The 12,603-nt window shown below is 64.0% G+C and carries 13 protein-coding genes; 2 read left to right on the top strand and 11 right to left on the bottom strand.

Features of this window, described 5'->3' with window-relative positions; translation table 11 throughout:
• Positions 1-78: 78 nt before the first annotated feature.
• The 10 genes from JQ632_RS22355 to JQ632_RS22310 form a co-directional block, all read right to left on the bottom strand.
• Positions 79-1,230 (bottom strand): ABC transporter substrate-binding protein, encoded by a 1,152-nt coding sequence (locus JQ632_RS22355; protein WP_212404737.1) that lies wholly within the window; start codon positions 1,228-1,230, stop codon positions 79-81.
• A gap of 78 nt (positions 1,231-1,308) precedes the next feature.
• Entirely contained in the window at positions 1,309-1,728 is a 420-nt protein-coding gene (locus JQ632_RS22350; RefSeq protein WP_212404736.1) for a thioesterase family protein, read from the bottom strand.
• A gap of 12 nt (positions 1,729-1,740) precedes the next feature.
• On the bottom strand, positions 1,741-2,502 hold the full coding sequence (locus JQ632_RS22345; protein ID WP_212404735.1) for an SDR family NAD(P)-dependent oxidoreductase: 762 nt from the start codon (positions 2,500-2,502) through the stop codon (positions 1,741-1,743).
• A gap of 26 nt (positions 2,503-2,528) precedes the next feature.
• Complete coding sequence (locus JQ632_RS22340) at positions 2,529-4,412, bottom strand: feruloyl-CoA synthase (protein ID WP_212404734.1); 1,884 nt, start codon at positions 4,410-4,412, stop codon at positions 2,529-2,531.
• The gene (locus JQ632_RS22335) at positions 4,409-5,218 is read right to left on the bottom strand and encodes a crotonase/enoyl-CoA hydratase family protein (protein ID WP_212404733.1); all 810 of its coding nucleotides are present in this window, start codon (positions 5,216-5,218) and stop codon (positions 4,409-4,411) included. Before JQ632_RS22335 ends, JQ632_RS22340 begins: the two co-directional genes overlap by 4 nt.
• Before the next feature lie 126 nt (positions 5,219-5,344).
• Entirely contained in the window at positions 5,345-6,025 is a 681-nt protein-coding gene (locus JQ632_RS22330; RefSeq protein ID WP_212404732.1) for a DUF2270 domain-containing protein, read from the bottom strand.
• Between the two features lie 79 nt (positions 6,026-6,104).
• Complete coding sequence (locus JQ632_RS22325) at positions 6,105-6,563, bottom strand: DUF3237 domain-containing protein (RefSeq protein ID WP_212404731.1); 459 nt, start codon at positions 6,561-6,563, stop codon at positions 6,105-6,107.
• A gap of 232 nt (positions 6,564-6,795) precedes the next feature.
• Positions 6,796-8,112: a TRAP transporter large permease gene (locus JQ632_RS22320; protein WP_212404730.1), complete on the bottom strand. Its 1,317-nt coding sequence runs from the start codon at positions 8,110-8,112 to the stop codon at positions 6,796-6,798.
• A 2-nt stretch (positions 8,113-8,114) separates the two neighbouring features.
• On the bottom strand, positions 8,115-8,624 hold the full coding sequence (locus JQ632_RS22315) for a TRAP transporter small permease (protein WP_212404729.1): 510 nt from the start codon (positions 8,622-8,624) through the stop codon (positions 8,115-8,117).
• Between the two features lie 255 nt (positions 8,625-8,879).
• Positions 8,880-9,896, bottom strand: coding sequence for a TRAP transporter substrate-binding protein (locus JQ632_RS22310; RefSeq protein ID WP_212404728.1), 1,017 nt, complete (start codon positions 9,894-9,896; stop codon positions 8,880-8,882).
• 411 nt (positions 9,897-10,307) lie between these two features.
• On the opposite strand from JQ632_RS22310, the gene JQ632_RS22305 reads away from it, so the two are divergent.
• Entirely contained in the window at positions 10,308-10,727 is a 420-nt protein-coding gene (locus JQ632_RS22305; RefSeq protein ID WP_212404727.1) for a PaaI family thioesterase, read from the top strand.
• A 153-nt stretch (positions 10,728-10,880) separates the two neighbouring features.
• Here JQ632_RS22305 and JQ632_RS22300 read toward each other — a convergent pair whose 3' ends face one another.
• The gene (locus JQ632_RS22300; RefSeq protein ID WP_212404726.1) at positions 10,881-11,762 is read right to left on the bottom strand and encodes a LysR family transcriptional regulator; all 882 of its coding nucleotides are present in this window, start codon (positions 11,760-11,762) and stop codon (positions 10,881-10,883) included.
• 122 nt (positions 11,763-11,884) lie between these two features.
• Here JQ632_RS22300 and JQ632_RS22295 point away from each other — a divergent pair, with 122 nt between their 5' ends.
• Positions 11,885-12,505, top strand: coding sequence for a pyridoxamine 5'-phosphate oxidase family protein (locus tag JQ632_RS22295; protein ID WP_212404725.1), 621 nt, complete (start codon positions 11,885-11,887; stop codon positions 12,503-12,505).
• Positions 12,506-12,603: the final 98 nt, after the last annotated feature.

The following is a 12,603-nucleotide window of genomic DNA, read 5'->3' as shown; positions in this document are numbered from 1 at the left end:
GTCGCGGCTCGATTTCAGAGCCAAAAGAAAAGAGCCGGCCCGAGGGGCCGGCTCTGGTCGTCTCGAGGCTTTCGCCGCTTACCTGACGAGCTTGTACTTGCCGTCCTTCACCGTCAGCAGGATGCGCGAGCGCTCATCGAGCCCGTAGCGATCCTTTTCGGTGAAGTTGTAGACGCCCTGGCTCGCCGCCAATTCCTTCTCGCTGAGCAGGGCCTGGCGGATCGCCTCGCGGAACTCCGGCGTGCCGGGCTTGGCCGTCTTCAGCGCCGTCGGAATGATGCGCTTCAGGATCTCGAAGGCGTCGAAGGAGTGGCCGGCGAACTGGCTGCGGCTGTTCGGACCGTACTTGGCTTCATAGGCCGTGTTGAGCGCAAGGCCCGGCTTCTTGGTCTGGGCCTCGTCCGGCTGGTCTTCCGGATCCATGACCGGCCCGGAGGCCATCAGCACGCCTTCGGCGGCCTTCCCCGCGATGCGGATGAAGTCCATGCTGGCAGCACCATGGGTCTGGTAGATCAGGCCCTGGTAGCCGCGCTCGCGCAACTCGGTCTGTGGCAGGGCTGCCGCGGTGCCGGAGGCGCCGACCAGGATCGCGTCGGGATTGGCGGCAACGAGCTTCAGCACCTGTCCGGTCACCGAGGTGTCGGGACGGGCAAAGCGCTCTTCGTCGACGATGGTCATGCCCATCGGCACGGCCTGGGCCTTCAAATCGTTGAACCAGAGGTCGCCATAGCTGTCGGAATAGCCGATATAGCCGAGGGTCTTGATGCCCTTCGACTTCATGTGGTCGTACAGCACCTTGCCGACGATCGGAATCGGCTGCGGCATCGCCACCGACCACTTCATGCGTTCCGGCGTGATCGGGAAGGGGGCGAGGCCGAAGTGCGGAATGCCGGCTTCGTTGGCGACGTTCGACACCGCGATCGTCGGCGGCGTCAGCGCCGAGCCCATGATGATGTCGGCCTTGGATTCGGTGACGAAGCGCCGCGCATTGGTGGTCGCGGTGGTCGGATCGCCACCGTCGTCGAGCACGATCACCTTCAACGGCACGCCGCCGATTTCCTTCGGCACGAATTCCAGCGCATTGCGCTCGGGAATGCCGAGTGCGGCACCCGGGCCGGTCGTGGTGGTGGTGATGCCGATGGTGACCTCGGCGGTCTGGCTAAGTGCGGGCAGCGCCGGCAGCGCGAGCGACGCGGCTGCGATCGCGGCCGTCAGGTAAAAGCGTTTCATCAAATTCCTCCCTGGTGTGTTTGTTTGAAAGCAGAAATCGAGCGGGATTTCAGCCCCGTCTTTGGATGGTGCGGCGATTTAGCTCCCCGTGAATTTCGCTACCATTTCCGGAGGAAATGGCGCGGATTTCAGCTTGTCGGGGTTAACGGGGTCGCGGCCGACGAGGACGCGGGTCTCAAAGCCCTCCATCGCCAGCGCCTCGCTCTTGTAGACATTGTGCTTCACCTCGAAGCTCGAGCGCTTGATGCTCTCGATCTTCGTTTCGATGGTGATCCAGTCGCCATAGGTCGAGGGGATGTAGAATTTGGCCCGCGTGTCGACCATGGGGATGCCGACCAGGCCGTACTTCTTGACCAGGTCCTGCTTGGAGAACCCGGCCACCTCGAACAGCGTCGACGTCGAATCGTCGAACATCGCGAAATAGCGCGGGTAATAGACGATGTTGGCGGGGTCGCAGTCGCCCCACTGGATCTGGACCTCGCGCCGGTTCGCGAACATGCGTCGCGCGCCTTACTTCGGCGCCATGCGCAGCGAGCCGTCGAGGCGCACCACTTCGCCGTTGAGATAGGCGTTCTCGACCATGTGCAGCGCGAGCGCTGCGAACTCGTCGGCGCTGCCGAGTCGGCGCGGGAAGGGAATGGCGGCGGCAAGCGAATCCTGGGCTTCCTGCGGCAGGTTGGCGAGCAGGGGGGTCAGGAACAGGCCGGGCGCAATCGTCAGCACGCGGACGCCGAACTGCGCGAGCTCGCGCGCGATCGGCAGCGTCATGCCGACGATGCCGCCCTTGGAGGCCGAATAGGCCGACTGGCCGATCTGGCCGTCATACGCCGCGACCGACGCCGTGTTGATGATGACGCCGCGCTCGCCGCTCGCCTGCGGCTCGAGTTTTGACATCTCGGTCGCAGCAAGGCGCAGCATGTTGAAGGTGCCGATCAGGTTGACCTTGATCACCTTGTCGAAATCGGCGAGCGCCATCGGACCGTCGCGGCCGACCACGCGCTTTGCGACGCCGATGCCGGCGCAGTTGACCAGCACGCGGGCCGGGCCGTGGGCTTTTGCGGCAGCCGCAACGGCAGCCTCGGCCGATGCGGCGTCGGAGACGTCGCACACGACAGCGACGCCCTTGATCTCGGCGGCGACGGTCTCGGCGAGCTTGGCATTGAGGTCGCACACCGCGACCTTGGCGCCCTGCGCAGCAAGCTTACGTGCGGTCGCCGCGCCCAACCCCGATGCGCCGCCGGTGACGATGGCTGCCTGATCCTTCAACAACATGGCTTTCTCCTTTGGCGGTATTTGTTCTAGCCGACCGTTATCACGCGGTCCGATGGGTTTGCAGCATAGAGCTCGTCGATCAAGGCATTGCGATGCTCGAGCACCGCGCGCTGGTTGATGGAGCCCTTGTCGGTGACTTCGCCCTTGTCGATCGAGAGCGGCACATCGAGCAGCACCGCGCGGGTGATCCGCGTCGATGAACCGGTCGCAGAGCCGAGGAAACCGGCAAGGCGCTCGCGGAAGGCTTCGCGGATCAGGCGGTCGCGCGCGGTGACGACGAGGTCGTCGGCTGGCAGCGTCGGGTTGACCAGGCGGCAGCCGTCGAGGTCGAGCAGGACGAGCGCGGAAATCTCGTCGCGGTTGATGCCGGCGATGACGACGTCGCGCACCAGCGGGGCGCAGGCCGCGACGAAACGCGCGCGCAGGGGACCGACGCTGACCCAGGTGCCGCTGGCGAGCTTGAAATCCTCGCTGACGCGGCCGTCGAAATCGAAGCCGGCGTTGAGATCATCGGGATCGGCAGGCTTGAGCGCGTCGCCGAGCTTGTAAAAACCTTCCTCGTCGAAGGACTTTGCGGTGATCTCGGGCTGGCGCCAGTAGCCGGGCATCACGTTCGGCCCCTTGGCGCGTACTTCCATCTTGCCGTTGTTGGGCACGAGTTTTGCGTCGTTGCCGGAGACGGGCAGGCCGACATGGCCGGAACGGCTGGTGTGCGGATTGACCGACATGAAGAACGGTGCGGTCTCGGTGGCGCCGAGACCCGTCAGCATCGGCACGCGATAACCCTTCTCCTTCACCGCGAGCTCGTCGAGGCTGTTCCAGACGAAGGGCGACAGTGCCGCGCCCGAGAAGAACATCGCATGCAGCCGGTCGAAGAATTTTGCGCGCAGGCCCTGATCGTCGCGCAGGTATGGCAGCAGCGACTCGTAGCCCTTCGGGACGTTGAAATAGACGGTCGGCGAAATCTCCTGGAGATTGCGCACGGTCTCCTCGATGCCGCCCGGCACCGGCTTGCCGGCGTCGAGATACATCGAGCCGCCGTTGTAGAGCGTCAGACCGATATTGTGGTTGCCGCCAAAGGTGTGGTTCCAGGGCAGCCAGTCGATGATGACGGGCGGCTCGTCCTTCAGGAAGGCCAGCGTCTCGCGCAGCATCACCTGGTTGGCGCAGATCATGCGCTGGGTGTTGATGACGGCCTTGGGATTGCCGGTCGAGCCCGAGGTGAGCAGGAATTTTGCGATCGTGTCGGGGCCGATCTTGCCATGGACGTCGTCGAGGTTGGGGTGGATCGGCGTCGCCATGAGGTCGGCGAGCAGCGTGACGTCGCGTCCCGCCACCGTGCCGTATGACGCCGCGATCTCGGTGCCGGGCGAAACGTTGGCGGCGAGCGCGTCGGAAAATCTGTCGGCGTCCTCGGCGAAGACGAGGCCGGGCGTCAACAGCTTCATCAGATAGGCGAGCTTGCCGTAGTCCTTCGAGACCAGCGAATAGGCCGGCGAGACCGGGCAGAACGGCACGCCGGCGTAGAACGCGCCGAAGGCGAGCAGCGCGTGGTCGATCGAATTGCCGGAGAGGATGACGACGGGCCTCTCGGGGGAGAGCCCGCGCTGGATCAGGCCGGAGGCAATGTGCCTGGAGGAGGCGAGAAGCTCGGCATAGGTGATCTTCCGCCAGCCGCGGCCGCCCTCGCGCTCGGCCATGAAGACGCGGTCCGGCGTCGTCTTGGCCCAGTGGTGCAGGCGATCGGTGAGGCGGACCGGATAATCGCTGAGCGGCTGTTTCGGCCTGAGGTAGATCGTGCCGTCGTCGCGCCGCTCGATAGTGACGACGGGCGTGCCGAACGAGATCGGCCGCAGCGGGGCGGTGCTCGCGCCGCGGTCGGATGCAGAGGCGGACGGCTGGGCGTTCATGATTTGGGCTTCACCTTGGCAGTCTTGTGCTCGAGGAATGCGCGGATGCGGCGCTTGGCTTCCTTGTCGCTCTGCGCCACCGTCGCCATCAGCGATTCCATCAACAGGCCGGTCTGCGGATTGGCTTCCGCGATCATCGGCAGCGCCTGGAGCACGGCGAAATTGGTCAGCGGCGCGTTGGAGGCGATGCGCTGGGCAAGCTCCAGCGCCTTGCCGAGCCCGTTGCCGGCTTCGGTCAGATATTGCGCAAAGCCGTAGGAGGCGCCCTCGGTGGCGGAATAGACGCGGCCCGTCAGCATCATGTCCATCATGCGCGCCACGCCGATCAGGCGCGGCAGTCGCACCGAGCCGCCGCCGCCGACGAAGATGCCGCGCTGGCCCTCCGGCAGCGCGAAATAGGTCGAGGGCTCGGCGACGCGGATATGGGCAGCGCAGGCGAGCTCGAGCCCGCCGCCGATCACGGCGCCTTTCAGCGCGGCAATGACGGGCACGCGGCTGTACTGGATGCGGTCGAACACCCGGTGCCACATCTGGGAGTGCAGCAGGCCGCCGGTGGCGTCGTGGTCCTGCAATTCGGAGAGATCGAGGCCGGAGGAGAAATGATCGCCGAAACCGTGGATGACCACCGCCCCGATGTCGTCGGGCAGTGTCGCAAAGCAGTCGCCGATCTCAAGGATGATGCCGTCATTGAGCGCGTTGCGCTTGGCCGGCCGGTTCAGGCCAACGGTCAAGACCTTGTCCGCCCTCTCGATTTTGAGCAGCCCGGAGGCACCCGCGACAGCGGTATCGGCGTTTCCCTGTGTCATTTGCGTCCTTTTCAGAATAGTTATGTTCTATAACGAATTTCGGAGGAGTCAATATGAGGCTTGGTTCCGCGGCGCTCCATGAGGCGGCCGCGGCCGCGCAGGCGCTCCGGCCGCAACGCCCTGTCGCTAGCCCATTGCCACTCCGTCGCCCTTGGTCCCGTGCTCGCGCTGGTCGAGCCACAGCGTGCCGAGCGCAAACGCCAGCCAGCCGAAATCGTAGGCAAAGCCCATGATCAGGACGACCCAGCCGGGAAGCGGTCCGACGGCGGCGCGATCGATGAATTCCGCGAGGCTCACTGCCGGCGTCGGATGGATTGCAATCTTGCCGTAATAGGCGACCGCCTGGATGACGAGAATCCAAACGTAGTTGCGGCGCAACCGCCGCCCCGCGGCGCGGACGAACGAAATGTGATGACGGGGCGCGGTGTAGTCGCGTGCAAGAATTGCCTGCCAGCTGTCGTCATGCGCCTCGCCCGTGAACATCGGGGCATAGAAATTCTTCTCCAGCCAGCGAGCGCGGGCACGCCAGACGTTGAAATAGCGATAGCGCCGCGCCTCCATCGCGAGGAACGCGGCGACCAGCAGGCCGACGAGCACGAGCGGCAGGGGCGACGCCCCCGGACTCGAAAAGGTCGTCGACAGCGCGATACCCATCGTGACGATCGACCAGTTGGTCGTGTTGTCGAGCCGCGTTCGCCAGATCGTCGAGCGATAGACCTCGCCGCGGTAGAGATGGGCGATGGCGCCCATTTCGGCAGGATCGAAGCTGTGTCGCGGACTTGAGTCGCTGGAAGCCATAAGGGACATGGTGGCACTCCCGTGGTCTGCGCAACCTTGCGCAAGACACATCCTGAACCGGGTTGGCCCCATGTCAAAGGCGCATTTCTCACATCACCTGATGCACATCGATCACGACGCGATCGGCGTGCCGTGCTGCGGACGCCACGAAGATATGCTCCATCAGCCAGCGGTACTTTTCGTGCCCGGTCTCGAACTTCGGCACGGTGCGAAAGTAGATCAGCTTGGGATCGACCGGCTCGCCGCGCTTGAGCTTTTGCAGCAGATCTACGGGGCCGAAGCGAAGCCCCTTGTTCTCGACATAGACGGTGGCGCCGTCGTCGGTCTCGAAGGCGTATTTGGCTTCGAGCTCGATCAGTTCGTTGGGGCGGATGATCTGGAAGTCGGCGCCGAACGGCAGCACCTTGCCGTTGATCGTGCCTTTCACCTCGCCGCCGACGATCGGGATGATGCGGCGGACGCCGGTGCCGATATCGCCGGCGCTGGTGACGTTGCCGATGTGCGCGGTGATGGTGAAGACGTATTTGGTCTCGAGGGTGGGGGTCATAGTGATCTCTGTCGTGCAATTAGGTGGCGCGGCCTTTTCGCCTCGCCCCGCTTGCGGGGAGAGGCCGGAATTCAAGCATCGCTTGAATTCCGGGTGAGGGGGAGCCTCCGCGAGTCCAACTGCCTCCGTCCCTCGCGGAGGCTCCCCCTCACCCCAACCCTCTCCCCGCAAGCGGGGCGAGGGAGCGCAGCGCCGGCGGGGCTGCAGGGTGGTCTCGTCCCCTGCGTCACTTCTACTGCATCATCCGTGTCGGCAGCCATGTCGCCAGCAGTGGGAAGGCGATCAGGATCACGAGGCGGATCAGGTCGGTGACCACGAAGGGGATGACGCCCTTGAAGATGGTGGAGAAGGAGACGTCCTTCACCACGCTCTTGATGACAAAGACGTTCATGCCGACCGGCGGGTGGATCAGGCCGAGCTCGACCGTCATCACGATGATGACGCCGAACCAGATCGGGTCGAAGCCGAGATGCGTGATCACGGGGAAGATGATCGGTACGGTGAGGATGATCATCGCCATGGCATCCATCAGGCATCCCAGCACGAGATACATCACCATGATCAGCGCCAGCACGCCGTAGGAGCCGAGGCCGAGGCCGGTCAGGAATTCCGTCACCTTCTGCGGGGTCTGCGTCACCGTGAGGAAGTAGCCGAAGATCAGCGCGCCGATCAGCACGGTGAACACGGCGGCCGCCGTGCGCGTCGCCTGCAGCAGCGAAGCCAGGATTTTTTCCTTGTCCAGCCGCCCGGTGAGCACGCCGATGATGAAGGCGCCGGCGGCGCCGACACCGCCGGCCTCCGTCGGCGTAAAGCGCGGCAAATAGGGCAGGCCATAGAGACCGCCGATGACGAAGATGAACAGCAGCACCGGCGCCCAGATGTCCTTCAATCCGGCAAACCGCTCACCCCACGGCAGCCTCTTGCCCTTGGGCAGGAAGTCGGGACGGAAATAGCCGATCAGGCCGATCGTGATCATGTACATGGTCATCGCCAGCAGGCCCGGGATGATACCGGCGATAAAGAGCTTTCCAATGTCCTGCTCGGTGATGATGCCGTAGACCGCGAGCACGGTGGAGGGCGGCAGCATCGCGCCCAGCGTGCCGCCCGCCGCGATCACGCCGGTGGCAAACGACTGCGGGTAGCCGAAGCGCCGCATCTCCGGATAGGCGACTGCGGAGAAGGTGGCGGCGGTCGCGACTGACGAGCCGCAGATCGCGGCAAAGCCGCCGCAGGCGCCGACGGTCGCAATCCCAAGGCCGCCGCGCAAATGTCCGACAAATCCGTTGGCGGCGCGGAACAGCTCGCGGCTCATGCCGGAATGGCTGACGAAGGAGCCCATCAGCAGGAACATCGGGATGACGCCGAAGGTGTAGTCGGTGACCGTGCGCATCGAGGTCTGGCCGACCAGTTTCAGCGCCGCCGTTCCGCTGACAAGGTAAGAGAAGCCGCAGACGCCGACCAGGCCCATGGCCATGCCGACGGGCACGCGCAGCAGCATCAGGAGAAACAAGGAAACGAAGCCGATTACGGCGACGGCATCGGTGCTCATGATTACTCCGTCGCCTTCAACTTGGGATCGTGCATTTCTTCGGGATGGAAGATCAGCCGGTAGGTTCGAATCGCGATCAGCAGCACGGCGGACACGTCGCCGATCCAGGCGACCGCGAAGAACGGCCAGGTCGGCATGTGCATGTCGAACGTCTGCACATTGTCGTTGTAGGTGCCGCGCACCTTGTCGAACAGGGTCCAGGTCTGCACGGTGACCACGAACAGCAGCACTAGCGTCGCGAACACGTCGATCCAGCGCTGATATTTCGGGCCGACATTGCCCCAGACCAGGTCGACCGTGATGTGCGTGCCGCGATAGGAGGTTGCCGCGATGCCCCAGAAGATGAGGATGCCGAGTAGCATGCGGCCGATGTCGAAGGAATCGGGGATCGAATAGTTCAGCGTGTTGCGCAGGAGGACAGAGACGAAGATGTCGAGCGCGACAAGGCCGACGAAGCCGGCGGCGATCCATTCGATCGTATCGATGATGCGATCCATCCAGGCGCGCTTCATGGGAGTGTCCTGTGGTGTGACGTCACTTGTTTGATCGCGGTGCCACCGCGCACTTCACCTCGCCCCGCTTGCGGGGAGAGGTCGAAATTCAAGCGGAGCTTGAATTTCGGGTGAGGGGGACTCTCCGCGAGTCAAACTGCCGCCATCGTTGCGGAAGCAGCCCCTCACCCCAACCCTCTCAGCGCGAGCGAAGCTCGTCGCGGCCCCGTAAGAACGGGGAGAGGGGGTAGAAGAGCTTCCCCCGATGCCGTCACGCTACTCCGCGAGTGCGTTGTACTTCTTCAGCGAGTCCTTCAGTTCGGTCAGCGCCGCACCCGGATCGCCGCCGTTCTTCTTCACGCCGTCGCCCCAGGTCTTGACCAGCGGCTCGGCGGCCTTCTTCCACTGCGCGGTCTGCTCCGGTGTCAGCTTGTAGACGTCGTGACCGGATTCTGCCTTGATCTTCTCGATACCGGCATCCTCGAACTTGCCCCAGTGCTCGCCGATGACGCCGGCCATCTCGGTCGTGCAGTTCTTGTCGATCGCCGCCTTCTGCTTGTCGGACATCGAGTTGTACTTGTCCTTGTTCATCACGAACACGAAGGTCGTGACGTAGAGCGGCGCCTCCATGTCGTACTTCGTCACCTTGTCGATGCCGAACAGAAGCAGCGAGCCCCAGGGGAAGGTGACGCCGTCGGCGACGCCGCGCTCGATGATGTCGCGCACTTCCGGTGCGGACGACTGCACATTGGTGCCGCCGAGCGAGGTCACGAAGTTCGCCATGGTGGCGTGCGCCGGGCGGATCTTCATGCCCTTGACGTCCTCCGGCACCACGATCTTCTTGGTGCGGGAGTGGAAGGAGGAGGGCGAGTGGACGAAGGCGAGACAGTACTTGACGTCCTTCATCTCTTTCTCGGCATATTTGCGGTACCAGGCGTCGAGCCCCGCCGAGCCGCCCTTGGCGTCGGAGATCAGGAACGGCAGTTCGCCGGCACCGACGATCGGGAAACGGCCGGGTTGATAGCCGGGATTGACGTAAGTGACGTCGGCGATGCCGTCGCGGGCCATGTCGTAATGGTCAAAAGCCTTGCCGAGCTGCTGCGCCGGGAAGACCTTGCTCTTGATGGTGCCGCCGGAGTCCTTCTCCACCGCGGCAGCCCAGTCTTCCAGCGATTTCTGCAGCGGGTGCGAGGCCGGCACCCAATGCGAGATCTTCAGCTCGAAGGTCTTGTCCTGCCCGAACGCAGGCGTCACGCTGGCGGCCACCAGCAACGCCAACCACGCTTTCCTCATCGACGGCTCTCCCTTTTAGTGAGCGCAGGCTTCGTCGGCCCGGTCTCGTTAGTTAACATGTTATATAATTGGCGCGTTTGTTCAAGCTGGAACAGGCGGCCCCGCGCCCTTAACCCGACACCGATTTGTCGCGATGCGGCGAACTGTTCTCCCGCTGCCCAAACGTTATAGGTCATAAGTATCGCGGGCGGATGATGGCGACAAGCGAGCCCGTACAGTGAGGTGAACCGAGAAGGTGCGACAAAAGTCGCACGCATGGTCACCCCTGCGTAACCGGCGCGCTGTTCGCTATGCGCACAGCCGCCAGGGCGTTTCAAACGTCCGCGCAAATCCCGTTTAAAACTTTGTACGTGATGAACCCGTCACGTCGTTCGCGTTCAATGACGGTAGCGAACTCAACGCGAGCGACAGATGACACCCACCGACATCCCCGATGGCTTCAAGCCGCATTTCCGCAAAAGCCCGCTCACCGATCCCTGGGAGCCGCTCTATTCAAAGCGCACCGAAAAAGCCGTCGTCATGGGATTGCGGCTGGCCACGCCGCATACGAATGCCCGCGGCCTGATCCATGGCGGGCTCATCGCGTCCCTCGCCGACAATGCGATGGGCTATAGCTGCGCGCAGGCGACCGGCTGGACCACGTCCTTCGTGACGATCTCGCTCGCGGTCGATTTCATCGGCTCGGCCGAGACAGGCCAGTGGCTTGCGGTCGAGAGCGAAGTGATCAAGACCGGCGCGACGATCTGCTTCGCGCAGAGCCTGATCAAGGCCGACGATGCCGTGATCGCACGCGCCAACGGCACGTTTCGCGTGGTGCCGAAGAAGGGGTGACATCACTCCCTCATCGTCATGCCCGGGCTTGACCCGGGCATCCACGTCTTTGGCGCCGCATGCATGGAGGCGCGTGGATGGCCGGGACATAGGCGAGCGGAAGCCACGCCGTCCTTCGGACAACTATGCCCGGCCATGACGGAGAGGGGATAGCTACCCGAACTTCCAATTCGTGCTCTCCACCACCAGATCGATGAACGCCCGCACTTTCGCGGAGAGCAGACGCGACGTCGGATAGACGACATGGACCGGCAGCGCGGGCTGTTCATACTTCGCAAGCACGATCTTCAGCCGTCCGCGCTTCAGCCCGTCGGCGGCCTGATAGGCCAGCACGCGCGTCACGCCGCCGCCTTGTTCGGCGTATTGCAGCACGGCGTCGGCGCTGTTGCTGGTGAAGCGCGGGGCCGGCGTCACCTCGATGTCGCTGTTGTCGCGGACAAAGTGCCAGGGCGTCGGGCCGAACTGGATGGCCTGGTGCGCGCGCAATTCTTCCGGCGCTTTCGGCTCGCCATGGCGCTTGAGATAGTCAGGCGAGGCGACCACGATGCGCCGCATCTCGCCGACCTGGCGCGCGACCAGCGAGGAATCGGCGAGGTGACCGATCCTGACCGCAACGTCGACGGCGTCCTCGACGAGGTTGATGAGATGATCCGACAGCCGCAGCTCGCCGGTCACGTCGGGATAGCGCTTCAGATAGGCCGACATTACCGGGCCGACATGGAGCCGGCCGAAGCCGACGGGCGCTGACACCACGAGCCGTCCGCTCGGCCGGTTGCGCTCCTCTCGCGTCGAATTGTCGGCCTCCTCGACGTCGGCGAGAATTCGCCGCGCGCGCTCGAGATAGCGCGTGCCGACATCGGTCAACGTGACCGATCGCGTGGTCCGCTGCAGCAGCCGCGCGCCGAGATGCTCTTCCAGCGCGGCAATCATCCGCGTCACCGCCGACGGCGACAGCCGCAGCTTGCGCGCCGCTGGCGCAAAGCCGCTGAGATCGGCAACTGTGACGAAGACCCGCATGGCATCGAGACGGTCCATGACATTATTGCATATATCGCAATGATGAAGTGTCAAGACTGCAGATTGTTTTAAGATCGGGAGGGAGCATCTTAGGTGCCGAAAGACGCGAAAATCGCGCCGGAGTTTCAGGAGAAGGTCCGATGACGTCCGCCATCACTTATGCAAGCGATGTCGCCTTCACGCCCGCGGTGAAGGCCGTTCAAGCGCGAAAGGGTTCGCGCGAGGCCTATGCGCATGTCGAACAGCGCGGCTGGCGCACCGAGGTTGACGAAAACCTCGCCGCATTCCTGGCCGATGCCAGCAGTTTCTATCTCGCCACCGCCTCGGCCGACGGCCAGCCCTACATCCAGCACCGCGGCGGGCCAAAAGGCTTTCTGAAGGTGCTGGACAAGTCGACGCTCGCCTTCGCCGATTATGCCGGCAACCGGCAATACCTCACGCAGGGCAACCTGTCGGAGAATGCCAAGGCCCACATCTTCGTCATGGACTACGCTCATCGCCGCCGCGTGAAGATCTGGGGCGAGGCGCGCGTGGTCGAGGACGATCCGGCGCTGGTCCAGTCGCTGTTTCCCAGGGGCTACAAGGCGCGGCCCGAGCAGGTCGTCCTGTTCAAGATTTTGGCCTGGGACACCAACTGCCCGCAGCACATCCCGCAGAAGTTTGATGCGGCGGATGTCGCGGCAGTGCTGGCCCAACGCGATGAACGGATCGCGGAGCTGGAGGCGGAGGTTGCGGCGTTGAAGGGGGCGAAGGGGGATTAAGTTCGCCACGCAGTTGCTGCACCCTCTCCCCTTGTGGGCTAGGGGATTCCCGGATTTTGTTCTTGGGTGGCAAGAGCATAGCCCTCGAGCGTGGCGGC

Source organism: Bradyrhizobium liaoningense (assembly GCF_018130955.1).
GTDB lineage: Bacteria > Pseudomonadota > Alphaproteobacteria > Rhizobiales > Xanthobacteraceae > Bradyrhizobium > Bradyrhizobium liaoningense_C.
This window is presented reverse-complemented; position numbering and strand designations above follow the sequence as displayed.

Excerpts from the sequence above, each read along its gene's own strand:
- JQ632_RS22335 (WP_212404733.1), bottom strand. The coding sequence starts at position 5,218 with ATGACACAGGGAAACGCCGATACCGCTGTCGCGGGTGCCTCCGGGCTG.
- JQ632_RS22330 (WP_212404732.1), bottom strand. The coding sequence starts at position 6,025 with ATGTCCCTTATGGCTTCCAGCGACTCAAGTCCGCGACACAGCTTCGAT.
- JQ632_RS22350 (WP_212404736.1), bottom strand. The coding sequence starts at position 1,728 with ATGTTCGCGAACCGGCGCGAGGTCCAGATCCAGTGGGGCGACTGCGAC.
- JQ632_RS22320 (WP_212404730.1), bottom strand. The coding sequence starts at position 8,112 with ATGAGCACCGATGCCGTCGCCGTAATCGGCTTCGTTTCCTTGTTTCTC.
- JQ632_RS22345 (WP_212404735.1), bottom strand. The coding sequence starts at position 2,502 with ATGTTGTTGAAGGATCAGGCAGCCATCGTCACCGGCGGCGCATCGGGG.
- JQ632_RS22305 (WP_212404727.1), top strand. The coding sequence starts at position 10,308 with ATGACACCCACCGACATCCCCGATGGCTTCAAGCCGCATTTCCGCAAA.
- JQ632_RS22315 (WP_212404729.1), bottom strand. The coding sequence starts at position 8,624 with ATGAAGCGCGCCTGGATGGATCGCATCATCGATACGATCGAATGGATC.
- JQ632_RS22310 (WP_212404728.1), bottom strand. The coding sequence starts at position 9,896 with ATGAGGAAAGCGTGGTTGGCGTTGCTGGTGGCCGCCAGCGTGACGCCT.
- JQ632_RS22295 (WP_212404725.1), top strand. The coding sequence starts at position 11,885 with ATGACGTCCGCCATCACTTATGCAAGCGATGTCGCCTTCACGCCCGCG.
- JQ632_RS22325 (WP_212404731.1), bottom strand. The coding sequence starts at position 6,563 with ATGACCCCCACCCTCGAGACCAAATACGTCTTCACCATCACCGCGCAC.
- JQ632_RS22340 (WP_212404734.1), bottom strand. The coding sequence starts at position 4,412 with ATGAACGCCCAGCCGTCCGCCTCTGCATCCGACCGCGGCGCGAGCACC.
- JQ632_RS22300 (WP_212404726.1), bottom strand. The coding sequence starts at position 11,762 with ATGGACCGTCTCGATGCCATGCGGGTCTTCGTCACAGTTGCCGATCTC.
- JQ632_RS22355 (WP_212404737.1), bottom strand. The coding sequence starts at position 1,230 with ATGAAACGCTTTTACCTGACGGCCGCGATCGCAGCCGCGTCGCTCGCG.